The organism is Borrelia sp. P9F1, assembly GCF_030436115.1.
Taxonomy (GTDB): Bacteria; Spirochaetota; Spirochaetia; order Borreliales; family Borreliaceae; genus Borrelia.
The window spans coordinates 1-25,027 of record NZ_CP129412.1 but is presented as its reverse complement, the minus strand read 5'-3'; the positions used below and the strand labels follow the sequence as shown (position 1 = coordinate 25,027).

Annotated in this window: 26 protein-coding genes; 9 read left to right on the top strand and 17 right to left on the bottom strand. The window is 36.0% G+C overall.

What is annotated here, in order from left to right; all coding sequences use genetic code 11:
* Positions 1-245: 245 nt before the first annotated feature.
* A complete protein-coding gene (locus QYZ68_RS05265) occupies positions 246-722 on the bottom strand; it encodes a hypothetical protein (RefSeq protein ID WP_301384642.1) in 477 nt (158 codons plus the stop codon).
* Positions 723-1,383: 661 nt separating this feature from the next.
* On the opposite strand from QYZ68_RS05265, the gene QYZ68_RS05260 reads away from it, so the two are divergent.
* Entirely contained in the window at positions 1,384-1,848 is a 465-nt protein-coding gene (locus tag QYZ68_RS05260) for a hypothetical protein (RefSeq protein ID WP_301384641.1), read from the top strand.
* 1,128 nt (positions 1,849-2,976) lie between these two features.
* Positions 2,977-3,507, top strand: coding sequence for an oligopeptide permease-like protein (locus QYZ68_RS05255; RefSeq protein WP_301384640.1), 531 nt, complete (start codon positions 2,977-2,979; stop codon positions 3,505-3,507).
* Positions 3,508-4,003: 496 nt separating this feature from the next.
* Here QYZ68_RS05255 and QYZ68_RS05250 read toward each other — a convergent pair whose 3' ends face one another.
* The 5 genes from QYZ68_RS05250 to QYZ68_RS05230 form a co-directional block, all read right to left on the bottom strand.
* Positions 4,004-4,561 (bottom strand): chromosome replication/partitioning protein, encoded by a 558-nt coding sequence (locus tag QYZ68_RS05250; RefSeq protein WP_301384639.1) that lies wholly within the window; start codon positions 4,559-4,561, stop codon positions 4,004-4,006.
* Positions 4,562-4,625: 64 nt separating this feature from the next.
* A complete protein-coding gene (locus tag QYZ68_RS05245; RefSeq protein WP_301384638.1) occupies positions 4,626-5,387 on the bottom strand; it encodes a ParA family protein in 762 nt (253 codons plus the stop codon).
* Complete coding sequence (locus tag QYZ68_RS05240; RefSeq protein ID WP_301384637.1) at positions 5,363-5,929, bottom strand: DUF226 domain-containing protein; 567 nt, start codon at positions 5,927-5,929, stop codon at positions 5,363-5,365. Before QYZ68_RS05240 ends, QYZ68_RS05245 begins: the two co-directional genes overlap by 25 nt.
* A 14-nt stretch (positions 5,930-5,943) precedes the next feature.
* Positions 5,944-6,876: a plasmid maintenance protein gene (locus QYZ68_RS05235; protein WP_301384636.1), complete on the bottom strand. Its 933-nt coding sequence runs from the start codon at positions 6,874-6,876 to the stop codon at positions 5,944-5,946.
* 123 nt (positions 6,877-6,999) lie between these two features.
* Positions 7,000-8,031 carry a hypothetical protein gene (locus tag QYZ68_RS05230; RefSeq protein ID WP_301384635.1) on the bottom strand — a complete coding sequence of 344 codons (1,032 nt, stop codon included), beginning with the start codon at positions 8,029-8,031 and terminating at the stop codon, positions 7,000-7,002.
* A 197-nt stretch (positions 8,032-8,228) separates the two neighbouring features.
* On the opposite strand from QYZ68_RS05230, the gene QYZ68_RS05225 reads away from it, so the two are divergent.
* The 3 genes from QYZ68_RS05225 (at position 8,229) to QYZ68_RS05215 (ending at position 10,735) form a co-directional block, all read left to right on the top strand.
* Positions 8,229-8,783, top strand: coding sequence for a hypothetical protein (locus tag QYZ68_RS05225; RefSeq protein ID WP_301384634.1), 555 nt, complete (start codon positions 8,229-8,231; stop codon positions 8,781-8,783).
* Between the two features lie 132 nt (positions 8,784-8,915).
* Positions 8,916-10,292, top strand: a complete 1,377-nt coding sequence (locus QYZ68_RS05220) for a protelomerase family protein (RefSeq protein WP_301384633.1) — start codon at positions 8,916-8,918, stop codon at positions 10,290-10,292.
* Between the two features lie 2 nt (positions 10,293-10,294).
* The gene (locus tag QYZ68_RS05215; protein ID WP_301384632.1) at positions 10,295-10,735 is read left to right on the top strand and encodes a hypothetical protein; all 441 of its coding nucleotides are present in this window, start codon (positions 10,295-10,297) and stop codon (positions 10,733-10,735) included.
* Here the strand turns inward: QYZ68_RS05215 and QYZ68_RS05210 are convergent.
* The 4 genes from QYZ68_RS05210 to QYZ68_RS05195 all read right to left on the bottom strand — a co-directional run bounded on the left by QYZ68_RS05210 (position 10,719) and on the right by QYZ68_RS05195 (position 15,936).
* The gene (locus QYZ68_RS05210) at positions 10,719-11,000 is read right to left on the bottom strand and encodes an acylphosphatase (protein ID WP_301384631.1); all 282 of its coding nucleotides are present in this window, start codon (positions 10,998-11,000) and stop codon (positions 10,719-10,721) included. The genes QYZ68_RS05215 and QYZ68_RS05210 overlap by 17 nt on opposite strands.
* Positions 11,001-11,073: 73 nt before the next feature.
* Positions 11,074-12,699, bottom strand: coding sequence for a PTS transporter subunit EIIC (locus QYZ68_RS05205; RefSeq protein WP_301384630.1), 1,626 nt, complete (start codon positions 12,697-12,699; stop codon positions 11,074-11,076).
* 168 nt (positions 12,700-12,867) lie between these two features.
* Complete coding sequence (locus QYZ68_RS05200) at positions 12,868-14,502, bottom strand: PTS transporter subunit EIIC (protein WP_301384629.1); 1,635 nt, start codon at positions 14,500-14,502, stop codon at positions 12,868-12,870.
* Positions 14,503-14,703: 201 nt separating this feature from the next.
* A complete protein-coding gene (locus QYZ68_RS05195; protein WP_301384628.1) occupies positions 14,704-15,936 on the bottom strand; it encodes an ankyrin repeat domain-containing protein in 1,233 nt (410 codons plus the stop codon).
* A 109-nt stretch (positions 15,937-16,045) separates the two neighbouring features.
* Here QYZ68_RS05195 and QYZ68_RS05190 point away from each other — a divergent pair, with 109 nt between their 5' ends.
* The gene (locus QYZ68_RS05190; RefSeq protein WP_301384627.1) at positions 16,046-16,612 is read left to right on the top strand and encodes a hypothetical protein; all 567 of its coding nucleotides are present in this window, start codon (positions 16,046-16,048) and stop codon (positions 16,610-16,612) included.
* 8 nt (positions 16,613-16,620) lie between these two features.
* Here QYZ68_RS05190 and QYZ68_RS05185 read toward each other — a convergent pair whose 3' ends face one another.
* Positions 16,621-17,310, bottom strand: coding sequence for an ImmA/IrrE family metallo-endopeptidase (locus QYZ68_RS05185; RefSeq protein ID WP_301384626.1), 690 nt, complete (start codon positions 17,308-17,310; stop codon positions 16,621-16,623).
* 46 nt (positions 17,311-17,356) lie between these two features.
* Between QYZ68_RS05185 and QYZ68_RS05180 the strand changes: the two genes are divergently transcribed.
* Together QYZ68_RS05180 and QYZ68_RS05175 are read left to right on the top strand one after the other, a co-directional pair.
* Positions 17,357-17,860 carry a hypothetical protein gene (locus tag QYZ68_RS05180; RefSeq protein ID WP_301384625.1) on the top strand — a complete coding sequence of 168 codons (504 nt, stop codon included), beginning with the start codon at positions 17,357-17,359 and terminating at the stop codon, positions 17,858-17,860.
* Positions 17,861-17,946: 86 nt separating this feature from the next.
* Entirely contained in the window at positions 17,947-18,423 is a 477-nt protein-coding gene (locus tag QYZ68_RS05175) for a hypothetical protein (protein WP_301384624.1), read from the top strand.
* Positions 18,424-18,775: 352 nt separating this feature from the next.
* Here the strand turns inward: QYZ68_RS05175 and QYZ68_RS05170 are convergent, their stop codons facing one another.
* The 6 genes from QYZ68_RS05170 to QYZ68_RS05150 all read right to left on the bottom strand — a co-directional run bounded on the left by QYZ68_RS05170 (position 18,776) and on the right by QYZ68_RS05150 (position 23,972).
* Positions 18,776-19,279, bottom strand: coding sequence for a DbpA/DbpB family decorin-binding adhesin (locus QYZ68_RS05170; RefSeq protein WP_301384623.1), 504 nt, complete (start codon positions 19,277-19,279; stop codon positions 18,776-18,778).
* Positions 19,280-20,152: 873 nt separating this feature from the next.
* On the bottom strand, positions 20,153-20,578 hold the full coding sequence (locus QYZ68_RS05165) for an isochorismatase family protein (protein ID WP_301384622.1): 426 nt from the start codon (positions 20,576-20,578) through the stop codon (positions 20,153-20,155).
* Positions 20,579-21,734: 1,156 nt separating this feature from the next.
* Positions 21,735-22,604 carry a variable large family protein gene (locus tag QYZ68_RS05160; protein WP_301384621.1) on the bottom strand — a complete coding sequence of 290 codons (870 nt, stop codon included), beginning with the start codon at positions 22,602-22,604 and terminating at the stop codon, positions 21,735-21,737.
* A 231-nt stretch (positions 22,605-22,835) separates the two neighbouring features.
* The gene (locus QYZ68_RS05155) at positions 22,836-22,976 is read right to left on the bottom strand and encodes a hypothetical protein (RefSeq protein ID WP_301384620.1); all 141 of its coding nucleotides are present in this window, start codon (positions 22,974-22,976) and stop codon (positions 22,836-22,838) included.
* A complete protein-coding gene (locus QYZ68_RS05905; protein ID WP_367317286.1) occupies positions 22,964-23,131 on the bottom strand; it encodes a hypothetical protein in 168 nt (55 codons plus the stop codon). The genes QYZ68_RS05155 and QYZ68_RS05905 overlap by 13 nt, the downstream gene beginning before the upstream one ends.
* Complete coding sequence (locus tag QYZ68_RS05150) at positions 23,124-23,972, bottom strand: variable large family protein (RefSeq protein ID WP_476390643.1); 849 nt, start codon at positions 23,970-23,972, stop codon at positions 23,124-23,126. Before QYZ68_RS05150 ends, QYZ68_RS05905 begins: the two co-directional genes overlap by 8 nt.
* A 162-nt stretch (positions 23,973-24,134) precedes the next feature.
* Between QYZ68_RS05150 and QYZ68_RS05140 the strand changes: the two genes are divergently transcribed.
* A partial coding sequence (locus tag QYZ68_RS05140; protein ID WP_301384619.1) for a variable large family protein occupies positions 24,135-25,027 on the top strand: 893 nt, incomplete at its 3' end.

Below are 25,027 nucleotides of genomic sequence, written 5' to 3'. Positions count from 1 at the left end.
GTATATGGTTGTTGATTTAGGCACCCTCATTAATTACACTTGATACCTATAAAAAATACACCGGCATCCTTAAAATGTACAAAGGCTACCTACCCCAAATTTAAAAATGTACACCGGCGCCCCCGAAATGTACACATGGTGCTTTTCTTTATTAATTGATATATTACATTTGTTTTATCAATCATTATAATCTGAATAGGATTCAGATTATAACTAACAACTCTCTTTTAATCTTTATAACCTTGCTATCCAGTTTCTATATACCTTGCTTTTAGAAGATTATCTAGTTTCTCTATTTTAACTTTTATACTCGCTTGCTGAACTTTTCTCTTCACTATTTCACGTTTCAAAATCGGCCTTGCTGCAATTAGCTCAGCTCTTTGCATCTTATTTTTCATCGATCGACAAGCTTTTAGGTTGTCCTCTACTACAACTATATTAGCTTCCATCCTCGCCATTTCAAATCTTAGCTTCTCATCTAGACTCTCTAGATTAGAAGCTATACTAACTCTAGAAGATTTTTGAATATTACTCGATTCAAAATCAGCTCTTAAATTCGCTATTTCATCTTTTAGAAAATTAGCTAAAATATCCTTATAACCTTTTATCCACATTTTCTTAGATTCTTGACTATCATTTAACCTCGCTCGCCTCTCATTTATCCTCACTAGTCGAACTTCTAGTATCTCATCTAACCTTTTTATGATAGTTTTTAGATTCAACTTCTTAGCTTCTAATCTTGCTATTTTAACCTCTTGTTCATTTTAGTTGCCTCCTTTATTACTAAAACCTGTATTTTGTTTAAAACAGTACTGCCTTATTTTTGATACCTCTTTTACCTTCTATACCTTTATGGTATAGCACGTCCTAGAAATTTACATGACCTACCCTACCACACAAGACTTATTTCGTAGCAAGAATAAAACTTATCTACATTTAGTACAGAAGAAAGCAAAGCAGGGATGTAAAATAAACCTCTAAAAACAACGCAGGTATTTTTGAAACAAAACTCACTACATCCTAGTAGTCAGTTATATCTAAACAATGAAATAAAACACGAAAGTAATTTTTTTAAAAAAAAGAAGCTAGTAAGTTAAGTGCTTTTATATTTTACTTTAAGTTTCGTTGAGGTAGTGCATTAACAGGAAGAGTATTTGTAATCTACTTTTACTTAAAGCCTTAAAGGGGTTATTTTTATGGGATAGGTTGTCTCGTGATGAAAGTTAGGCTTACTTGTGGATGTTTATATGGACGGATATGGGTTTACAGAATATGAATATAAGTTATTTTTGTAGGCTTTGAAACTAATAATAGTTTGTGATTCTCATTGTTACTTCATTCTTGTAATAATAATCATTTAAAAAAAAGAGAAGGATAATATAGGTGAGAAGAATTGGTATGTTATTTTACCTAGTATTAGCCCTAACGTTAGTTGCGTGTGATCAACATTGGTTCGGGTTTGTACAAATAGGAGCGAAACCAGCGATACAGCAGGTACGAGCAAACAGAGAAGAGATAGTAGTGGGACAAGTGGGTGATAAGATGGAGCAGCCAAGGGTAAGTACACCAGAAGAAATAGCGCTTGCTACATTGAAGAAAGCAAGAGATGAGTATAAACGCAGAATTGATGGGGCAAGGGATGCATATGATGCTCTAGGGAGTGCAAAGAATACGCTTTCAATACCTGATGAGGTAAAGGCAAAAGGTATGGCAGATGAAGAGCTACCGCAAGTCTATGTAAGTCTAGATTATGATAATAAAACTATTGCTAATTTAGAAGAATCAATTAAGGGACTGCTATCTTTAAGTAAACAGAAAGACGGAATAGAACTAGTTAAATTTTATTAAGGTATTTGACACTCCGTATCAAGCACCTTTGTGTTGTCAAAACCCTGCATTAGCGTCCTATTTGTTCTAAATTCCCCAGTAAGAGATTTATGGTATGAGCTGCCGAGATTTGCTAAAAATTAGTTGTGGCTATTACTAGGCACTCTATATTTGAGTTTGATAATATAGATTAAAGGTTAAGTATTAGAAAAAATCATTAATATTAAGTATAAATTAACTAGCTAAGAGTAATAGCCACGAGACTGACTCTATTAGCCAGTTAAATAAACTCAAACCCATCCTTAATACCGAAACAAATATTAAAAACCAGCCAAGCAAATTCAAAATAACATTATTCCTAATCCCTAAATGGCACCCAATCTGCCTAACAAACATCCACTTATAATTCCTGAAAAGGAATACCTCTATTCATCTTTCCCAAGCTAGTTTGTCTACTAATGCTTCAAACACACAAGCGACCAAATAAACGCTTGTAAGCAAGCGCGTAAACCTACTACTTCTTGTTATTTTTAGATTAAGCCTCCTGTTTCATTTAATTATTTCAATATCATTGACCCTGTGCATAGATAGACTTACTTGGGATTTTATTAAACCAATGTATAAAACATACACATGCGTTGGAGCCTACAAAAAGATAATTGTACGTGTATCGACACATATACTATCCTCACCTTTGTTTCAAGCTACAATTGGGAGGATTTTTGTTTTTTAACCTGTGTTGTTACCTATTTATCATTCACTCTAGGGCAGAATAACCTCTCCCTCAAGATACCAGCAGTTGTTTTACTACCAATCATTACTGGCAAATCTTGTAAAAAGCGGGTGAAAGAGCACTTTAAAAGGGTCTTTCTGTTAGCTTTTATTTTTTAAAGTCTTACTCATCACACATCTCTATCTGAAACCACTCTTGCCTTTCCGAACTTAGTTTTGCACACTTCGATAGGCAAATTACCCCTTGAAAATTTGTCCGAGTCCGATCTTTAAATCCTATCCCTACTGTAATAACATGTTTTTAATATCAAATATTTCAAAACTACTACTCCGCTTTTCGCAATATTAATTTAAAACCCATTTACAAAAATTTGTAAAAAATATACTATATTTTAGACATGATATCTAAAAGGAGGAATGGTATTGTTTTTTTTTCAAGATCTAAAATTAACGAAAATATATGGGATGTTCTTAGTGCTATTAGTTGCGTCGTGTTCTTCCTTAAAGTCAGAACATGATGAATTTAATAGCAAGCTACGAGTATATCAAAATTTAAACAAAAACTGCGAACTGAAGGGTGTTTTTGACTACAAGAACAAGATAACTAAGATCTTTTTATACACTAAATTCAGGAATCATAGCGTAGTTAAACAAACTCCACTGAAACTACAAGATGGAACTAAAATTGAGGGTAAGACCTGGTATGAGCATAAAGACAACGTTTTCGCCGGGAGTTGGGTTAATTATTCCTCTTTTAGCATCAATAGGCTTATCTTGGAGAAAATGTTAGGAGAGGAAGAGCATGTTTACAACAGGGAATACGCTAAAATTCAAATCGGCTTGGAAGAGGTGCAGATCAAAAAATCTAAACTTATAGATTTTTTATCCATGGTTAACGAAGCTGAAAAAAAATACTCTCAAAAGAACAAAGACCCAAAAATAAGGTAAGTAGGACTTGATTACTATTTACATCTAGGACTCCTGTTACTGTACATAGATTTAATATAGATTTAATAATGAAAAGAAGACGAGTTTGAGGCTCGTCTTCTTTTGTAAATGGGGTCTGGAGAACCCTACTAAAGAGAACTGAATTATAAATAAAGAAAAAACAATCGAAATGTAAGTTTGTGTCTAATGAAACAGGAAGCAAAAAACAATACAAAGACAAGCCCTAAAAAAGGAGAGCTCTCAAGCTACCAACCAGAGCAAATGACAAAGGCCACCCGAGGCAGCCTACATATTATTCTAATCAAACAATAAGAGTGAGACTCTAGATCTCAGTCTATGTAGTATATTATAAACTATTTTATTTTTTTGTAAAGTCTTTTACCAGTTTTTCTTTTATTAAATTTCACCTATTTATAAGAACGCCCACAAACACTCTAAATTTTTAGAAAACAAAAAAATACCTAGTTCGTTCAGTTAAAATAACTGAAACACAACTTTATCTGCCTTTTTTAAACTCATTATATTTGTTTAGCATTTTATAAAAAAATTCTTGCTCTCCTTTATAAATTTCCTTAAGCAAAAACTCAGTAAATTTTATATCAGACCTATAGATATGAAAACAATCTTCGTCATCGATTTGGAGCCTTAAAGACTTTACAGCATTGCTTTCACCTTTACTGACAATATTACGATCCTCCAACACTTTAATCGCATAATCCACTCCTCTACTTAAAACTAATTCATAGTCAATTTTACCACTATCAATTCCTGTCACCAGCTTAATATACCTATATATAGAAGTTTTGGCTATCCTATAATCCTTTATAAAACCCGTAAAACTTTTGTATCCGTCAAGAGCATAGTACTTACTTTCATTAATTTCCTTCAATATTCTAGCTGTTTCTATTTTGTTGTAAGATTCTTCTTTGATTAAGACTTTAAGTTTTTCTTTCAAGCTTACATATCTTGCTTCCCGTGTTTCATTTTTTTTCTTTACCTCGCATGTTTCTGAATCAACCCTTCTAACTATCTCTATCTTTTTATTCTTATTCATTGCACTCCTCTTTTGTGGTAGCCTCTAAAGTAGTTCCGTTTGGGACAAGTAGTTCCATTTAAAACTACTTGTCCATTTTGCTTAAAAATTTTTCCAATATTCCTTCATATGCCTTATAATAGTCCTCGCTTGGATTAAAACTATCTCTATAAAAGAGAGTTTTTCTTAAATTATCTCTTTTAGGTACGCTTCCTAAAAAATTTTCTTTATACTCATTTTCAATAAATTCCTTTAATTCTTTGTCTATGTTTTGTCGTTCTACCAAATTGGTTATTAAATAAAACGTCGGCAATCCACTTCTAAATATATCTCTTAATCTGTTCGTTATTAAATCCAAACTTTCAATCGCCCACTGATCGGTTGGTAAGGGTATAACCAGATAATCAGTAATTATTAAGCTATTATTAAGCAAACTTCCTAAGGTAGGCGCTGTATCCATGATAATAAAATCATATTTAGCTTGCACATAGCTTAAAAATATTTTAAGTAAATTTTCCTTCAAAGATATACTTTCTTCATTAAACTGACTCAATGTTAAATGACTTGCTATGAAATCAATGTTATTGTCTACACTTATAATCACATTTTTAATATCCATTTCTTTTTTTAGCACTTTGTATATGTTAGCCTTTTTTATATCCACATTTTTATTCCTTATACAATTGATATAAAAACTCGTACTACTTGCTTGTGGATCTAAATCTATTAACAAGGTTTTATACCCCTTACTTGAAAGGATATTACTAAAAAATAAAGCCGTTGTACTTTTTCCAACACCACCCTTAATTGATGCTATTGTTATTATTTTTGGTTTCTTTCTATCCATTGTAATATTCCCTTGTCTTTGTTATGTTCTCTCCCATAGAACTGATTAACTTCTCTTTCCAACTTTAATGTTCTACTTAACAAGGAATCGTAAAAAACTTTTTCCTTATTTTTTGCCTTCAAAAAGGTATAAAGACTTCTTAGATAACAAAAAACACTTCCCTTCTTAAATCTAAATTCAATATAAAATCCCTTGATTATTCTAACAGTTTTCCTCTTTTTATTTTCTTCGTAATTTATAACAAATGGTTTTGGGAACCTTGTAAATCCATAATAAATTCCATTAAACTTATCTCCATCTCTTAACTTAAACAAATGTAAACTCTCATATTGATTAGGATTAAAGATGTTTCTAAAACAAATCCAAAATTTACCTTTATTTGGTTTTGCTTCAAAATCACTTATCATACTGTAAATCTTTGTATGATACATCGTTTTGCCATCTTTCTCTTCTATTCTTTTAAAGAACTTGTTATTTCTACCCTCTATTTCTGTCTTCTTCGCTCTTAATTTTGCTCTCAGCTCATACATTGCTTTTTCCATTTCCATACTTTTCTTTAGTTAAAGACTCTTAGATTCATAACTGGTAGCAATTCGACTATCCTTTTAATGTCACTTGGGTTATCTATATAGTGCATTCTCGGGCTTTGTGCTTTAATGCAATTCAAATCCATATTCTGTCTTTTAGTCTTGTTTCTATCCTTAAACTCTCCTATTATCAGGTTAAAATCTGTTCTTGCGCTTTTTTTTGACATAAACCACACTTTATTCTTTTTTTCTTTAAGTTTGCTTTTAAAGAAAGTCAAGGCAGGCCTTTCAGCATATTCTATTAGTTCTTCCATGTAGTCTTTTAAATTCCATAGTGTGTTCTTGTAACTTAGATCGGATTGCACTATTTCCCTTAATTCAACTAGATCTTCTTCCATAAGGTCTTTGAATTTATACAAAATAGATTTCTCTAATGCTTTTTCTTTGTCTTTTAGCTTCTCTATCCTAGAATTCTTACTTATGTTATTTTTAACTTGTTTCTCACTTAATAGATGTGAAAAAATCTGATGTGAAATTTTGAATTTTTGGGTTTTTTCTTTTAGTTGATCCTTCTTCACAATTTTTCTTATCGCCAGTTCTTTTCTGTTTTTCTTTTCGCTGAAGTAAGTTTTGCTTATTACTTTGCTAGCTATCTTTTCAAGGGTTTCATTAATTATGTAATGGGTAAAACTGCCATTGTTTTTTCCAAGTGGATTAAAGTTTGTTTTCAGTAGCCCAAGCTTCTCAAAATTTTTAATATCGTTTTGTATAGTTCTTTTTGTTACTTTTTTAAATCCTTTCCTTTCCAAGAGAGAATTTACTATTACAACAACATCTTTTAAGGAATACCTCTTGCTCTCTTGAAAATAGTTGCAGCGCAGTCTTTGAATTACCCAAAACACCTTTAGCCTTCTATCTACTACTTTGTTAAACGGAATCTTACCGATTTCTTCTTGTCTCATTTTAAACTCCCATCGTTCGATTTTTATCGTTAAAAGAACATCAACATTTTAGTTAAATGCTAACAAAAAGTAAAGACTTCAGTTACGTAATGTAGAATATTATGTAACATTTCGAGGACGTGTTTATGCTTTTTGAAGCGTTCTAATTGATTTGTTAATTTCTTTTAAAAAAGTTAAAAGGAGTGGTTTGTAAATTTCAAATACAAAATCTTTTTTTTCTCCATAGGCTTTAAGTTTAAGTATGTAGTTATTATCAATATTGCTTGAAATGTTAAGTATTTCTTGTGGAGTTAAGATAATATTTAATGTTTCTTTTGTCTCATTATTTTCTTTACCAGTTCTTTCTGTATTTTTTATTTTTAGATTTTTATTATCGCTGTTGTATACAGAGTGAAATAGATACCATTGATTAGAGTATAATGTTATATTCAGGAATAATATGTTTAGGTCTTCCTCTGGATAGTAGTTGGAGATGATGAATACTTTGTAGTCTTCCCCAGAACTATTGGGATTGACAAAAAAACGAGGAATTTCCATACTATAGACGTATTGTCTGTTAAATTCGTCATATTCTTCTTTGAATTGTGTTTGTTCAATTTCCTTTTTTTTCTGCTCTATTCGCTTTTCGAAGAAATTTTTTGCAATCTCTTTTTCTTTGTCAAAATCTTTCAAAAAATTTGCAATATATCTTTTTTCTATTTTAACTGTGTGTTCTAGTTTAAAACTATCCTTGAAATTTATGTCGATGTAATTACCTTGACTTGTATCATGAATTTTGGTTAACAGTTCTCTTGAATTGATTGGGTTGATTATAAACTTGCTTTTGCTAAATGTTGATTCGGTTGTTATTTTTGAATCATATTTTTGATAATCAAATTTCCTTTTGTTTATTAGAAATTCTTTGGTGTCGGTTTCTAACTTTAATCCTTTCTTTTGAATGTGTATCACCATTTTAAACCTTTCTTCCTCTGTTAAGGGGTTATAAGCACCTACCAGGGAGAGTTTATCTTCATATGTTCTGCCTATCACGGAATCTTCTTGATTATTTATGTTGCTTGATATATAACCTGTATTATGGAAATTGAAATTTTCATTTGGAAGGGAATTACATCCTAGAATGAAAGAGAACATCAGACCATATTTATACAACTTCATAATTACGTTCCTTGCATGTGTATATTTTATATTATTTTATTATAATGTTATACAGATTCTAAATTGTTTTTGTTCTAAATTGGGTGCTGTTGTAAGAGGAAATTTTGTGCCGAGATTTTTTGAAAGATAGTATTTTGTATTTGATTTTGATTTCTGTATTTTGTTCCTGTAGTTTTGACGGAGTATCAGGATTTGTTATGCCCCTTAAAGATGCAATAGATTTGGAGATTTCAGGTTATGAGCGTTTAGGTGATAATAAGGTTAGAACCCGTGTTCATGTTAAAAATTATTTTGATTCTGTAAAGGATATTAATGCTTACTCTTGTTATTTTGTATTGGACAAGAGAGAAGACAGGGTCAGTATGCGTCTCACATTGTGCTCAAAAATAGCAAATTTGCTAGATTACAAATTTGGTTTTATTTTTAACTTCGGGTTCAAATTAGATTTTTTAAATGTTAATTCTGATTCGTTTGATTTTAAAGTTGAAAACATTCTTAAAAGGGATCCAAAAACCGGAGATATTTTTGATCCAATAGACACTAAACTGGTATCTTCTTATACTTTTAGTCTAGACCAGATAAAAGAAATCAATCGTGAATTTGAGACTAGGAATTATTATAGTGATATTAATTCAAGCACAAGCGAACTTATGTACTTTGTGGGGGATCCTGAGTATTACACTATGAAGGAGGCCCATATCGTTCTGTATTATTACGTCTTTAAGGCGATAGAGAGATATATGCAGGAGTAAGAAGTAGTAAGTTTAGGTAATAACTGTTTTGTTAAACAGGTTTAATAGAGGCTAGGATTTTTATTTTTGTTTTACAGACTATTAACTAGAACCGACAATCTGTATGTATATTTTTGTATAATGTGAATGGATATGGCTTTAAAAGTTAATATAAAGATAATACTGGGTAATTTTAGGGAGAAGTTAGAGGAGATATATAGGCAGTATCTAAAGAATGAGATTTCATATTCCGGCTTAATCAAAAGACTAGAAGAGTTTGCTGGGGAGTACCTAAATATTTTTGTCAGAAAGGATAGATTTACCAATCTCTCAATAATATTAAATCTGTCTAAGATTAGAAAGATAATAAAGGAATATATTAATCTTGCGGTGATTGAGGAAATTAGGAAGCGGAATAGAGTTTTGTTTTTCTGGACACCCAGAGAAGTCAAGAAACTATCTGGTATTAATATCAAAGATTTGAGTGTTATAGAAGAGCTAATGGTTACACATAACATTGCAAATCAAAAGGTCTATTTTCACGATTTTCTAGTCTTATTTAAAAGTCCAGAGTGGTTAAATAATTATGCACATCACTACAGAATTGCTAAAATTAATAGTTATAGGAAGGAGTTGGTACCGGTCAGGATAAGTCTGTCTACATATATCCAGCTTATTAATGTCTTGCTAACACAGAAGAGGGACATTAGGTTAAAGTTTTATGGTGTACTGATGGCAACGGGAAGACGACCGGTTGAGATAATGAAAGTGTCTAGGTTTTATGTAGAAGGAGATCAGCATATTTTAATGAAAAACATTGCAAAGAAGAAGGAAAGTAATTTAGTACACGAAGTTACCTTTCCCACTTTTGCTGACTCCAGATTGATTATTGACTCAATAGAAGAGATAAGATATATGGAGAGGACGGAGAGGCTTTCAAAAGAAGTAATATCAGCCAATCTTACTTATTCTTACAACAGAATGTTCCGCAAAATTTTTAAGGATGTATTTGAACCGGAAGAATCAGTTTATTTTTGCAGAAGACTTTATAGCAGATTTTCCTATCTTGCGTTTGCACCAAAGAATATGGAGTTAAATTTATGGATAACTACGGTTTTAGGACATGAACATGATGACATAGTAACAGCTTTTCATTATAATCGTTATGTATTGGAAAATTTGGATGATGATGCTGATATTATCCTGTTAAGACTTATTAAGAAGCGCATACGTACATATATTAGACGAAAGACTACATATTCTATTCTTACTATGCAAGATCTTGATTTGCTTATAAATAAGAGTGCTTCTAGGGAGGATAATTATATTAAAACTTTACACGTCATTAAAGACATGATGCAGAGGGATGACTTGGAGGAATTGGAAATGCTTAGGGGTCTTAATGTTAAAATTAGGAGAGCATTTAAGCAAAAATATGGATACAATTACAATTATGCGAAGCTTGGTGAGTATTTGGCTACGATATTTGGGTATAAGATACAGAGAGTGTTTAAAAGGAATAATATTTAAAAGTGAATACGGGATTTTTTTATTTTTTTAATAAGGTTTTAATTGCAGGAGAGGATAATAAGGTGTATATCTCTCATCTTTATGATAGTTTAACTTCAATTGAACCCGGGCCGGATCAGAAGTGGCTTAGGGTTTGTTTTAAGAAAGCCAAGAGAGGTAAGAGGCATTTTTTCCTTTTCACTAGAAGTAAATTAAATGGCGAATTTATATCGTGCAGTTTTTTAAAGACAGTGACCAATTATGGTCTTGATATCAAGTTTTCCGATGGAAATCTGAATATTTTTTGTAAAGATAGGAAGTCCTTGGAGTTTTTGAAATCTAGAGCCGAGCGATTCTTAAAAGACGGGTCAAGTTGTACTGCCTCTTGCAAAGCAGGGGGCCTAGCAAAGAATGGCAAGACAAGAGTGGTCGTTAAGCGGAATGGTGTTAGTAATAAGTCTTGAAGTTTTTAAAAGTGAACGGGTAGTCGTCATCCAAAGCTTTTTTTTCCATTTTTTCAATTTTTAAATAGCCGTTTCCTTTGTTAAGGCTGTCTTCAAATAGTTCCATTTGGGTTTTGTCGTCAAAAAATGCTACTATTTCTACCCTACCATCTTCTAAATTTTTCACAAATCCTTTTATCCCCATTTTAACTGCGATTTGTTCTGCAAAAAATCTAAAACCCACGCCCTGTACTTTTCCAGAAAAAAAATATTGATATTTATGCATACCTCACCCTTTGAAGGCTTAAAAGAAGAGCCTTTAAGTAGCTCTCCTTTTATTATAATTTACACTTCTAATTTTACGTAATTTTATCTATTTCCATTCTTATGTTATCAGATAATCCTCCAAATATAATTTGAACAGCATTGCCTTTTTTCAGCATTCCGCTTGCTCCAAGAGCTTTAAAATAAGCATTAGGTTGCACTAGCTCTATTTTATTTACATTTACTCTTAATCTTGAAGCACAAGCATCAATGTATGTAATGTTGCTCTTGCCGCCAAGACCTTCTAGTACCTTTTTAGCTGTATCTGCTAGTCCTGTTTTTCCCGAACCACTTGTCCTAGCAACTTCTTCATCCTCATCCTCTCTTCCTGGAGTTTTAAGATTAAATCTTAGAATTACAAACTTAAAGATGAAGTAGAACCCTATGAAGTAAAAAGCACCAAGAACAGGAATCATTATCCAGGTTGTTTTGCTGTTTCCCTGAAGTATTCCAAAGAGGAACATATCAATAAACCCTCCAGAGAATGTTAAACCAACCCCAATATTGAAAAGGTGTGCTAGTAAATGAGATAGTCCGAATAGGGGAACATAGACAAAGTAATAAAGAGCGGGAGCTGCGAATAGGAATGCAAATTCAATAGGCTCTGTTATTCCTGTTAACATTGATGTAAAGCTAGCGGATAATAATAGGGAAGCTACGCTTTTCTTATTCTCATTTCTTGCTGTATGATACATAGCAAGCGCAGCGCCAGGTAGTCCAAAAATCATTACTATGAACTCACCACTGAAGAATCTTGTACCTCTTGCAACCTCAAAATGAGTAGTATTAGGATCAGCGAGTTGTTTAAAGAATATATTTTGTGCTCCTGACACGAGTTCTCCATTAATTTCTAAAGTTCCACCAACAGATGTTTGCCAGAATGGCATATAGAATATGTGATGAAGACCAAATGGAATTAATGATCTCTTTATGGCTCCATATGCGAATGAACCAAAGAGCCCCGATTTTTCTACAACTCCTCCGAATGAAGACATGATTCCTTGTATGAAAGGCCAAGTGAATGTCAAAAGTGTTCCTGCTACGAACATTACGACTGTGGTTATAATAGGAACAAATCTTGATCCTCCAAAGAACGCTAGGAATGCAGGTAATTGAATATTGTAGAATCTGTTATGTAGAAATACTGCAATAAATCCTGCTATCATCCCTCCCATTACGCTCATTTGAAGAGAAAAGATACCAAGGACAATTGTGTATTCCTGGCTTTTCGAAATAGCGTCTACTTCCGGCATACCAAGAGCTTGAAGTGATGCCACACTTACAGTTGAAGGATTGATTCCTTGAATAAATAGTACTCCATTTATTGTTTGATGCATAACTAGAAACCCTACAACCCCAGCAAGAGCAGCCGTTCCCTTCTCAACCCTAGCAAGTCCTATTGGAATCGCTGCTGCGAACATTAAAGGCAAGTTAGCAAAGATTACTTCTCCCGTATATTTCATTAAATGTAATATTGAACTTGTTACAGTCCCATGTCCAAGTATTCCTTCAAGTCCATAAGCCTGAATCATTGTGTCATTGGTGAAAGCACCACCAATTCCTAACAAAATTCCAGCTGCTGGTAGAAGAGCTATTGGTAGCATGAAAGCTTTACCAACTTTTTGTAATGTTGTGAAAATAGATCCTGACGATGTTGACATAACATTTCCCCCTCTTATCAGTTGTTACTAAAAGTTTATATAATTAATATTGTTAATTATATAAACTAGTTAAAATATTAACAATATTCGTTAATCTTGTAAACAAATTTAAAAAATTGCTTACGAGAAAATAAGCAATGCCAATTTGAAAAAATTGACATTGCTAGATTACAATCCTTTAATAATTTTTTCTACTTCTGTATTAACATTGTCTGACACAACACCAAATATAATTTGTAATCCTTCGTTTTGTCTAACAACCCCTTTAGCTCCAAGTTCTTTAAAGAAGGAATTATCTTTAACAAGATTCATGTCGTAAACTTCAACTCTGAATTTTGTAATACATGCACTGTGGTATTTAATATTAGTACTACCACCAAGCCCTTCAATAGTTTTTGTTGCAATCTCTCTTAGGTTTTCAAGTATTTCTTTTGAGCTTGTTTTCGTAGCAGTAACTCCGTCATCTTCTCTTCCTGGAGTTTTAAAGTCAAATTTGACTATAGCCCATCTGAAAACAAAGAAGTATATGAAGAAATAAGGAATACCAACATATATTATGTTTATCCAACTTGTTCTTTCATTTCCCTGAAGTATTCCGTAAAGGAAATAATCAATAAAGCCGTCTGCGAAGGTTACTCCAACTCCAACATTTAGAAGATGCATAAATACGAATCCCATTCCGTACATGAAAACATTAAATCCGAAGAACAAGATAGGTGCTGCGAATAGGAACGTAAATTCAACAGGTTCTGTTATCCCTGTTAGGAATGATGTGAAGGCAACGGAGCCAAGAAAAGCTGCCATTTCTTTTTTTCTCTCAGGTTTTGCTACCCACCACATAGCAAGCGCAGCCCCAGGTAATCCAAATGCATGCCCTGGCCATTTACCAACCCAAAATCTTGTTCCCTTAGTTACTTCAAAGTGTCCTGAAAAATTAGGGTCGGCAAGTTGAGCGAAGAATATTTTTTGTGCTCCTGACACCATTTCTCCGTTAATTTCCATTGTTCCGCCAAGAGGAGTTTGCCAGAATGGCATATAGAATATGTGATGAAGACCAGTTGGAACCAATGCTCTCTCAATAGCTCCAAATAGAAATGAACCAAAATACCCCGATTTTTCTACAGCTCCACCGAGCATAGCAATCACACTTTGAATAGGGGGCCAAATGAATATTAGCAATATACCAACAATCAGCATTATTGCAGTTGTAATTATAGGAACAAATCTTGTCCCTCCAAAGAATGCTAAAAATTGAGGAAGTTTAATATCATAGTATTTATTGTGAAGATATGCAGCAATAAATCCGGAGACCATACCCCCAAGTACTCCTATTTGAAGAGTATGCATTCCAAGGACATGTGTGTATTCAAATGCTTTAGCCACAGCTTGTGCTTCTGTTAATCCCGTTTTTATTAAATATTCAGGATTGGCTGTAGCAGCAGTGATTCCTTGTATAGCAAGAGTACTACTTATAGATTTATGCATAACTAGAAATCCAATCCCGCCAGCCAGCCCCGCAGCTCCTTTTTCTACATTAGCAAGTCCAATTGCAATTCCTAATGAGAAGATTAAAGGTAGGTTTTCAAATACCACACCACCAGTGTCTCTCATTACCGATAAAATAATATTTAAAATGGTGCCCTCTCCCAGAGTATTTCCAAGCCCATAAGCCTGAATCATTGTTTCATTGGTAAAAGCACCACCAATTCCCAGCAAAAGACCAGCCGCTGGCATAATGGCTATTGGAAGCATGAAGGCTTTACCAATTTTTTGCAAAACAGCAAACTTATTCGAAGTAGCCATAATAAATTCTCCTTTGATAGCTCTTAAGGTAAACCCATCCTACACTAAACAGTCTATCAATATAAAATGGATATTTAAAACGTTTAATTATTACTTGATTTAAGTATACCATTAATGATGACTTTTATAAAGATATCATTAACAATTTTAATTAAAATGCTTGGATATTTTTCTTTTATAATTTACAAAATTAAGTACTATTTACTCACCAATACTTTTTAAGTATTGATACAAATCACTGTCCTTAGGGGCATAGTCTGAGGGGAGTTTTTTACCGGAATCTCTTGTATTAGGATCGACACCTTTCTCTATAAGAGATTTAATAAAATCTATATCATATTCACTGCTTACCGCATTATGAAGAACAGTTCTAGATTCTGAATCTACTAAATTAATGTCGAAATCTTGCAGTATTACATAATCTATTATATTTTTTGCTCTTGAGGTTACTGCATAAGTAAATACAGGGACCCCGTTAGAAAATATTGTATTTAATGAGAAATTATTTTGATTTTCGTTTAAAAAGGTTTTAAATTCATCCAAATTATCATTTTTTACTAATTCTTGTAGTCTATGTTTCCTTTCAGTGTATTGTTTATATTCATCCTTAATTTTGATGCTTTTTAAGAAATTATCTTTATTTTCTTTCAAATCTATGTAGAAGGGAACAGTATCAATGTTGTCCTTGTAGTAGGTAATATGAACCTTAATATTATTCGAATCAAGGTAGTAAATATTGAGCACCTCTTTAAAATAATTATTTTTTTCTTCAATGAGGTCGAATTTAATTTCGTGTTCTTGATACTTTTTAAATGGAATTAAATTGTAGCTCTTATCATAAAACAGTATATCTGTTATTTGTCCTCTTAAATCTTTAATTACGGGTATGATGTTTCCGTCCTTGTCAACGATTATGTCCGATATTTTGCTACCTATGGTAGGTAATTTATATTTGTTGTATATTGGAAGAATTTCTTCCTCTAATTTTGCTATTCTGTCTTTAATTTCCGTATTCGTTGCTTTAGCGTAGTTGTTATAGGACGTAGCAATATCGGTTGAAGCTCTGTTTGTATTTTCTGAGTACTTTTCAAAAGTAGCATTAAATACTGTATATATTGGTTTAACCTGTGACATTAATTCCATTTTGATTGGTTCCTTAAAGCTTGAAAGATATGTTGCTAGGAATGTTTCATTTATTTTATGTATTTCAAAGAAATCTTTCTTAAAATCTTTAAAGTCTTCTAATAGCTGTTGTTCCGAAAAATAATAGGATAGATTTGAGCTTAAAATGAAGAGCATAAATAGAGTTAAGTAGTAAAGAAAACTAAACCTTTTAAGCTTTCTTTTGATTTTATCTCTTAAGTTTTTATTAAAAACAGTAAAGGATGTAATTCCTATTATGATATATCCAAGGTATATAAAAACCGTGTGCAATGTATGGTAGCTCATTTGAATTCCTTTAAATTGATCTCTCTACATTATATCAAAACGAATATTATTTTATTTACTTTACTTGCATAAAAGGTTACAATTGAGCTTTCCTATGCGGGTATTTTTAGATTTTGTTTGTACGTTTTTCATATTTTTACCCTTTTTAAGTTGTGCTACAGCATCTTTGGATAAACACACTGAGGGGCAAGATTTAGACTTTTTAGGTTTAAAGGACTTGATGGTATATCCCGATCTTAAGATTTCAAATTTTGATATGAAAAATTACGAGAAGTTAAGAGGTTATCATGAGTGTAGCTTTGAGATTTTAAAAAGGGAAGAAGATGACCCGGTATATATCTCTGAGACTAGTTATAAGGAAAATATCGATTACATTAAAGAGCTTTATTTTCATAATAAAAAGTTGTACAAAGTTGTCTTGGCATACAGTACAGCTCAAGGCTCTCCTTTTAAATCTGAAATGATTAAGTATTTAAAGAAATTGAATGTTAAGGAAAAGTTTCCCTTAAGGATAAGGTTTCCTGCCCATAAGACATGTGTTGAGAGTAGAACTTGGATTGTTATTAAGAAGGATTTCCTGGATATGATTATTCAGGATAGGAATGCTTTAATTACTTCAAATCGCATAATGGAGGGTATAGTTGAACGGTTTTCCAGCTAGAACGCGCTCTACTCTAGATTTTCAAATATTTGCTTTATAGCTTCCTTTCGTCTTGTTTCTCTTTTTTCTAGATCAATTGCTATTGTCTCTTTTAGCTTTTCTACTTTAAGTAAGCATTCTTTGTTTTTTTCTTTATTGATTTTATTAGATTTGAATGTTCTTTTGTGTTTTATTTCTTTTTCAAATTTGTGAATATCTTGAATCATGCCTAGTTTGAAGTGTATTATGTTCTCAGATACTTGGAATTCTTTAGCCATTATTCGCTGTGGGTATCTTATTGATTTGTATTGAGGGACTTTTAACTTTAAAGTAGTAGTTGGAATTAATAAGTTTGTTGCGAATATATTAGCTTCTGTTGTCATGGTGTTGTCCTGTATGGTGATCGTATCTGCTACCTTTGATGGGCTGGGAATTTTGTATTTATGAATTAGATAATGGCCTAGTTGCTTTGCTATTTCAAATCTTTTAGCAACAAGAGGCAGTGATTCATTTATGTATATAGCCTTTTTATTTGGTTTAATATAAGAAGAAAAATTTTTATATTCATCCTCAAATGAAATTTCAAATACCTTAAGCCCCTCTCCTGTTGTAATTTTTATTATCGGCACAGGGATGAGTAATATAGAATATTTCGAGATTATATAGGAGGAGTAGGTATAGGGGATTTTAATATAAGAACTAAACTTATTAAAATTCATTTGAAGTAAATATTCTCCTCTTCATATTTTATAATATAATTTGAATATGCGGTATAGTTTTCTTTGTTTTCTTTGTTTTCTTTGTTGTAGGACCCTAGACATTAATGAAGTCTTTGATAAAGAATTTGACAGGATTGAAAGAGCTGATTATTTTCTTTATTCTTATCCAGACAGTCAGATATATATCAAGAAAGATAAGTCTAGCAATGATTTTTCTGTATTTTTAAATGTCGTCTTGGATGCAAACACGAACCCAAGGAGCGGTCATTTGAAATTAATTCAGGACGATATTCATATTGGAGATGTTCGCATTTCCAAGGTGGTTGGTATTAGAAATTTTAAGTTCTTATATATTAACATTGATAGGAACAATGTTGAGCTCATTTTAAGAGCCCTGAATCCGCACAAAAAATTATCTTTTGTGCTAGACAGTAACTCTTATCAGGTATGGACCAGGGGGACTCTTGAATATGATTCTAGATTTATTGATGTTAATTTTAAGAGCACTAGGGATACTCTTCTATATGCTCTTAAGAGCAATCTTTTATAAGGGATTATGTTGCTGTTTTAAATTTATATTTTTTCATTGTGATATTTTAAGTAATTTTAAATGTGTTGGAGTGTCGAGTTATCCTAATGAGTCTGGTCGTTTTAAATTTATGTGTTTTGTTCATGAAAAAAGTAGGTAATTGGTATGTTGTTTTTGTGAGTTTTATGTTTTCCTGCTCGACCCTTTATTTAGGGGATATTGGGGGAATAAGTAGAGACTCTAAGTATATTAGATTTATTTTTGGTGGAAATAAGGTTTCTTTAAGACATTATTTTACTATCTCTGGTAAGTTGAATTTGAGATATAAAGAGCCTTTATTTTTGAAAATTGGAGAAGAGATAGTATCTTCATTCTTACTTGAGCGTTACAAAAGAATTGATGATAAATATATTCAAGCTTTCTTTAGTGTTGGCAGAAACATTTCTTTAAAGACGTATTTAGAGTGCATTAGGGCTAGAAAATTTGTTATTATAAACAGCGCTGGAATAATTATTAAAACTATCGTGTTTTCTGAGTCACCAGACAGGGAAGGTATTCTGCTTCAGAACAATAAAATTGCCTAGGATTTCCATTATTTAAGTTATGGTCCTGTGCATGGGGTAGTTGTAAGGTTTTACTTGTCTAAATGAGTACTTCCCACTTTACCAAGATCCCCAACAAGTGTAACGGAGGGGGTAATTGTTCTGACTTACACCCGATGGTTCCATTTCCCCGCCTTCTTTTAAGTGAATTTCTTTAGTACGAGGTCAACCACCGTGGGTGAAACATAGGTAATGTGTTGCTACAGCAAGAAGCATGCCACGCCGACAAGCTCCAATCTCCTTCGGGATCTAATAGAAACCATTTGCACTTAATCAAGCTCAAATGGTTCCATAAATACACCATTTTATTTATTGTTGATTGATTAAACTAGTCTTATTCAGGCGATTTTTCCAAAGCGGCCTTTTGCTTTTCTTTAACGTTTTGAAGCTTTTTAAGCAAGGATTCGTGAACATTCTTTATCTTCCCGTACGAATCAGCAGCTTTTCCGCCGGCAGCTTGTTTAACCGTATCTGTCGCCTTTTGTATTCCGATTTTTTCCATAGACCCTGCTACGCCCAGGATTATGCCATATATCTCTGAAAATTGTGCGCCAGACCCTTTCTCTCCCAATGCATCAATAGCGCCCTTCATCGAAGCCAAGAACTTCTCACCCACTTCAACAACCTTAAGCTTCACCTTCCGTATCCTATTATCGCCTGCACCCTTGGTGCCCGTTGCCTTTTGTAGACTGTCGAAAGTAAATCCAGATTCTTTTACAATTGCATCGATTTGACCCTTAGCAATGTTAGAAGAACCTTCAACCTTTGTCTTTAAGTGACTCGGAAGCAAGCTACAAGAGGCTAGTAAAACAAAAACCACCCTCAACATATTTAACATATGTTTTCTCCTTATTTTTACCTTGATATGAGCAAGCATATCTCATTAATCATTCAACTACAAAATTAATATTCGTTTGGCTTAGGGGAATGATACAAATGAAAAAGACGTCCAGTGGGTAGTAACAATCAACATGTTTATTGAGTAAACTATCAGCTATTCTCGGTCAAGTTTGAGTCAACGCTTGACATTGGCAGAAATTATATAAAAACTATCAATCTTTAAGCGTGGGTTATAAATGGTTTTATTTTTTTCTTTGCTGTTTTTGAAATTCCATATCCAATTGGTCAATGTATAATCAGGGTGAATTTATCAATCCTTGAAGCCTATTTGTTCAGATTTTAAATTCTATTTCTTAAGCGACATTATTCTTCTTCTTGAGAACCCTATGGTTGATTTTAAAATGCTAAATGTAATGCTAAATGTTATGTGTTGATGCGTAACTGGAATTTATTACAAGTAACATTGAGTTAGGCTTTTCAAAAAAGCTGAGCTAGAGTTAGGGGAGTAAACATCGGAGGGTTTTATGACGTCAATAATTGTTTGTTCCTGTTTGACCGTGTGTGTAGCGTACTTTTTTAGTGGGATAAAAAAGCTTGTTTTTAATTTGCATATATCCATGGGAGGGGTTTTTCAGTCCTTGCATTTACTTTTTGAAATGTTCACCTTGGTCTTGTATTTATTAGTAAATAGCAAAGTATGTGGGTATATCGCAGTGGGTTTGGTTTTTAGTCTTTGTATGATTATCTTCTTTTGGTAAAAGGACAGTCATATGAAGGCTTGGCGCAGGGCGAAGGGACGTGATGTGCGTTCTGGATGGTCTCTGTGGTGTTGATAAAGGCTTTACTGATTACTCGGGGCGATTTTCGGGTTTTAAGTTTGGGGTTTGAGTGGCGAGGCCGTGGAGGCGAATATATCCTTGGACGTGCAGGGCAAGATGCCGAGTTTCTTAAGCTCTTGAATCGTTGCTTCGGGGCGGGGTGAGATGCCTTGTACGGCGTCGGGTACCAAATAGGATCTGAATCGTAGATTGTGAGCGTCGATGGCTGTTGCTTTGACGCAGAAGTCCAGTGCCAGTCCTGTGATGAAGACCGTGTGTATCGAGTTAAATTTAAGGTAGTGTAGAAGGCCCGTTTGTTTTTTCTTACCATGGTCGTTATAGAATCCGCTATAGCTGTCGTAATTTTTATTTTGTCCTTGCAGGAAGATTGCTTGTATCTTTTCGTCGTGTAGGGTGCTTGGAAAATCTGGTCCCCATGTGTTCTGGATACAGTTAAGAAGCTTGTATGGTTTTTGCAATGCCAGTCTTTAGTGGCAACGACATGAATAAAGCAGCTTTGGAGTTGATTTAACAAAGGAATAGTTTCGTTACTTTGAGGTACAGTAAGGGCGCCTGATTCTAGAAAATCGTTTTGAACGTCTACCAGAGTTAGAGCAGCGTTTGTTAAAACAAAGTTGAGACGTAACTCCTCCATGTAGTTAATCATATCTAAAAGTGGGGGGTATACTGTCTCATCAAAGTAAACAACATAATTCAGGTTGGATTGCTGCATGAAGTGTGTACGCTTACTTAAAATAATGCTAAATGGAGCTATGATGTTATTGGTCAGAATTAAGGCTTAAAAAGCTATAAGACTAACTGTATAGAATATAATGATGAGATTGATTGGAAGACCACATCCCATCCGACAACTTTCATTGTTTTCATTGTGAGAGAGGATGTTAAAGAAAAAAGGTTGTAAGCTATCTTTTGTTAAATAAAAAGCTACCCCTAATGGTTGGACGTTAAGTGTGTGCGGCTGAAGAATTACACTAAGAGGCGACCGTCCCAGCCGCCTCTTGCATTCACAATTCGACATTTTAATCCCCATTCGATTCGCTTCTGCTTGTTCACTCGATCATGAGCGGAAAGCCCACGCTTCCCCCATATTATGGTCTCTTGATACCGAAATCGGAACTTACACTTAATGCAAACCACATCCGAATTCCTGCGAAACAGAACCTGCCATCCAAAAACAACCCCAAGTGCCTCCCAACCGAAACATGGCCCTAGGAGCTGAATTGGTTTACATAATGGGTTTTGCAAACCAGATTATCCCATCTAGGTAACTTTTTAGTTTTCGATTTATAAGAACTTAGATTTTATATATGGATATTTTAACTTATAACAGGTGGCTTGTTTTTGGTAAATATGACCCTATTTTACTCGGTTATGTTGTTAGAAAGCAAAAAACATCGTTTTGAAATAGCAACTATAGCTTCGGATATATCATAATCATTCTTTCATTATTAACTTCCTAAATTTGGGTATTTTTCCTTGAATTTCTCTTTTTATTTCAAATTTATATTTTTCATTATTTTTAAAGGAGAGTAAATTAAGAGTTAGATATCTCAAAAATCTTCAGGAATCAGCATTATATTTCCTACTCTGATATAACATTCCAACACCTCTAGCTTATATCTTCATTATATCTTCTACGGCTACCAGTAGTTTGCGAGCAGCCGAAACACCTGCTGCTTTGGCTGCTGCTTCGTTGCCTGCTGCGTTGTGTGCTGCCAGCTTGCCGCCTTTAAGAATCGCTCTTAATGCAATGCCCCCTGAAACAGATGCTGCCTTGGCTGCTCCGCCTCCTGCAGTTCCCGCTGCCGCGTCTGCGTCTATGCCCTTTGCAAATGAAATGGCTGTTGGTGCTGCTGCTGCTGGTGCGGTCTGTGTTATCTTAGCGTCTTCCGGCTTAGCTTCTAGTATAGCAGCTAGTATGTCTTCCCCGCTTACAGCTGCTACTATGGCACCTGCCTTGGCTGCGTTGCCTGCTCCTGGTGCGTTTTGGGCGCCGGCTCCGTTTATGTTTAATACCTTGATTCCGTCTTCTGGGGTGGCTGCGACGCCAATCGCGCCCGCTGCTGCGCCTGCCTTGGCTGCGTCGCCTGCTGCTGGTGCGTTGTCGTTGCCGTCTCTTATGTTTAATACCTTGATTCCGTCTTGTGGGGTGTTTGCGCCGCCAATCGCGCCCGCTGCTGCGCCTGCCTTGGCTGCGTCGCCGTCTGCTGGTGCGTTGTCGTTGCCGTTTATGTTTAATACCTTGATTCCGTGTTCTGGGTTGTCTGCGCCGCCAATCGCTGTCGCTGCCGCTGGGGCTACGCCTGCTGCGTTGTTGGCTGGTGCGTTTGTGTCCCCTATGTCTTGGGTGACGCCAATCGCGCCCGCTGCTGCGCCTGCCTTGGCTGCGACGCCGTCTGCTGGTGCGTTTTCGTTGCCGTTTATGTTTAATACCTTGATTCCGTTTTCTGGGTTGTCTGCGACGCCAATCGCGCCCGCTGCCACTGGGGCTACGCCTGCTGCGTTGCCTGCTGCTGGTGCGTTTTCGGCGCCTGCGTTTATTTTTAATACCTTGATTCCGTGTTCTGGAGTGCCTGCGCCGCCAATCGCTGTCGCTGCCGCTGGGGCTACGCCTGCTGCGTTGCCTGCTGGTGCGTTTGTGTCCCCTATGTCTTGGGTGTCGCCAATAGAGCCCGCGATCTCCTCTGTGCTTTTACGGAGCGCCGGCTGCTGCTTTTACCGCTGCCCCGCTGCCCCGCCTTCTGCGTCTATGCCCTTTGCAAATGAAATGGCTGTTGTTGTTGCTGCTGCTGGTGCGGCCTGTGTTATCTTAGCGTCTTCCGGCTTAGCTTCTAGTATAGCAGCTAGTATAAGCAACTGCCTGCGGCGCCGTTTATTTTTAATACCTTGATTCCGTTTTCTGGGTTGCCTGCGACGCCAATCGCGCCTCCTGCTTGAGCTGCTACTATGGCACCTGCCTTGGCTGCGTCGCCTTCTCGGTCGTGTGCTGCCAGCTTGCCGCCTTTAAGAATCGCTCTTAATGCAATGCCCCCTGAAACAGATGCTGCCTTGGCTGCTCCGTCTACCGCTGGTGCCTGGGTTTATGTTTAATACCTTGATTCCGTGTTCTGGAGTGCCTGCGCCGCCAATCGCTGTCGCTGCTACCGTTACAGTGGTGCTAGAAGCTGCTGCAGGTGTATCAACGCCTTGTCCCTTTGCAACCTCAGTTATCGCTTTTATTGCTGCGTGAAACTTGCTTATCTCTGTGTCCGCTGGGGCTGCGCCTGCTGCTTGTGCTGCTGCGTTTGTGTCCCCTATGTCTTGGGTGTCGCCAATAGAGCCCGCTATCTCCTCTGTGCTTTTACGGAGCGCCTTGGCTGCTGCGTTTACCGCTGCCGCTGCCGCGTCTGCGTCTATGCCCTTTGCAAATGAAATGGCTGTTGCTGCTGCTGCTTCGTTGCCTTCTGCGTTGTTGGCTGCCAGCTTGCCGCCTTTAAGAATCGCTCTTAATGCAATGCCCCCTGAAACAGATGCTGCCTTGGCTGCGTCGCCTGCTCCTGGTGCGTTGTTGGCGTCGGCTCCGTTTATGTTTAATACCTTGATTCCGTTTTCTGGGTTGCCTGCGACGCCAATCGCGCCTCCTGCTTGTGTTACAGTGGTGCTAGAAGCTGCTGCAGGTGTATCAACGCCTTGTCCCTTTGCCGCCCTTACTGCATCTGCTTCCTTCTTTATTTTAGTTATTATGCTGGCTACTGTTTTCTTCATTATATCTTCTACGGCTACCAGTAGTTTGCGAGCAGCCGAAACACCTGCTGCCTTGGCTGCGTCGCCTTCTCCGTTGCGTGCTGCCAGCTCGCCGCCTTTAAGAGCGATTCTTAAAGGCGGCGCCGTTTATTTTTAATACCTTGATTCCGCAGCAGCAACAACCCAGCATAATAACTAAAATAAAAAAAACCCAGCAGCCTTGAAAACTCCAGAAAAAGGGATATACTTCCTTACATTAGAGTAAAAGAAGTGAATAAGGAGGGGTACAAAATGAATAATGGATTCAGGATACTGACGTTAGGGACGATCCTAGCTGCCGTCATGATGAGCTGCGGGCCGTCAGCAGAGGAGGTTGCGATAAGAGAGGAAGCAGAAAAATTGGCGCAGTTGCTAAGACAAATCGGAGTAACAGCTGAGAATATATTCAACTCGTTTATTGACCTGATAACAGGAAAGAAAGCAACGGAGGGAACGAAGCGCAGCGATGTTTCGGCTGCGCTCAAAATAGTTGCAAAAGCGATAGAGGAGACAACAAAGAAAACAAAGCAGATAACAGAGGAGGCGGCGCAGGCTACGGGGGGACCTGTGGAGACACTGCAAGCCCAGCAGCAGGCACTGGAGGCGCTCCGTAAAAGCACAGAGGAGATCGCGGGCTCTATTGGCGACACCCAAGACATAGGGGACACAAACGCAGCAGCAGGCAACGCAGCAGGCGTAGCCCCAGCGGACACAGAGATAAGCAAGTTTCACGCAGCAATAAAAGCGATAACTGAGGTTGCAAAGGGACAAGGCGTTGATACACCTGCAGCAGCTTCTAGCACCACTGTAACGGTAGCAGCGGGCGCGATTGGCGTCGCAGACAACCCAGAAAACGGAATCAAGGTATTAAAAATAAACGCAGGCGCCGAAAACGCACCAGGAGCAGGCGACGCAGCCAAGGCAGGTGCCATAGTAGCAGCTGTAAGCGGGGAAGACATACTAGCTGCTATACTAGAAGCTAAGCCGGAAGACGCTAAGATAACACAGGCCGHACCAGCAGCAGCAGCVGCAACAGCCATTTCATTTGCAAAGGGCATAGACGCAGACGCGGCAGCGGTAACHGCAGCAGTCGGGGCAGCCAAGGCAGCAGCTGTTTCCGGGGGCCTTGACTGTCCCTTCTACAC

Coding starts and splice junctions, on each gene's coding strand:
- QYZ68_RS05255 (WP_301384640.1), top strand. CDS start 2,977: ATGGTATTGTTTTTTTTTCAAGATCTAAAATTAACGAAAATATATGGG.
- QYZ68_RS05250 (WP_301384639.1), bottom strand. CDS start 4,561: ATGAATAAGAATAAAAAGATAGAGATAGTTAGAAGGGTTGATTCAGAA.
- QYZ68_RS05245 (WP_301384638.1), bottom strand. CDS start 5,387: ATGGATAGAAAGAAACCAAAAATAATAACAATAGCATCAATTAAGGGT.
- QYZ68_RS05240 (WP_301384637.1), bottom strand. CDS start 5,929: ATGGAAAAAGCAATGTATGAGCTGAGAGCAAAATTAAGAGCGAAGAAG.
- QYZ68_RS05235 (WP_301384636.1), bottom strand. CDS start 6,876: ATGAGACAAGAAGAAATCGGTAAGATTCCGTTTAACAAAGTAGTAGAT.
- QYZ68_RS05230 (WP_301384635.1), bottom strand. CDS start 8,031: ATGAAGTTGTATAAATATGGTCTGATGTTCTCTTTCATTCTAGGATGT.
- QYZ68_RS05225 (WP_301384634.1), top strand. CDS start 8,229: ATGCCCCTTAAAGATGCAATAGATTTGGAGATTTCAGGTTATGAGCGT.
- QYZ68_RS05220 (WP_301384633.1), top strand. CDS start 8,916: ATGGCTTTAAAAGTTAATATAAAGATAATACTGGGTAATTTTAGGGAG.
- QYZ68_RS05210 (WP_301384631.1), bottom strand. CDS start 11,000: ATGCATAAATATCAATATTTTTTTTCTGGAAAAGTACAGGGCGTGGGT.
- QYZ68_RS05205 (WP_301384630.1), bottom strand. CDS start 12,699: ATGTCAACATCGTCAGGATCTATTTTCACAACATTACAAAAAGTTGGT.
- QYZ68_RS05200 (WP_301384629.1), bottom strand. CDS start 14,502: ATGGCTACTTCGAATAAGTTTGCTGTTTTGCAAAAAATTGGTAAAGCC.
- QYZ68_RS05190 (WP_301384627.1), top strand. CDS start 16,046: ATGCGGGTATTTTTAGATTTTGTTTGTACGTTTTTCATATTTTTACCC.
- QYZ68_RS05185 (WP_301384626.1), bottom strand. CDS start 17,310: ATGAATTTTAATAAGTTTAGTTCTTATATTAAAATCCCCTATACCTAC.
- QYZ68_RS05180 (WP_301384625.1), top strand. CDS start 17,357: ATGCGGTATAGTTTTCTTTGTTTTCTTTGTTTTCTTTGTTGTAGGACC.
- QYZ68_RS05175 (WP_301384624.1), top strand. CDS start 17,947: ATGAGTCTGGTCGTTTTAAATTTATGTGTTTTGTTCATGAAAAAAGTA.
- QYZ68_RS05170 (WP_301384623.1), bottom strand. CDS start 19,279: ATGTTAAATATGTTGAGGGTGGTTTTTGTTTTACTAGCCTCTTGTAGC.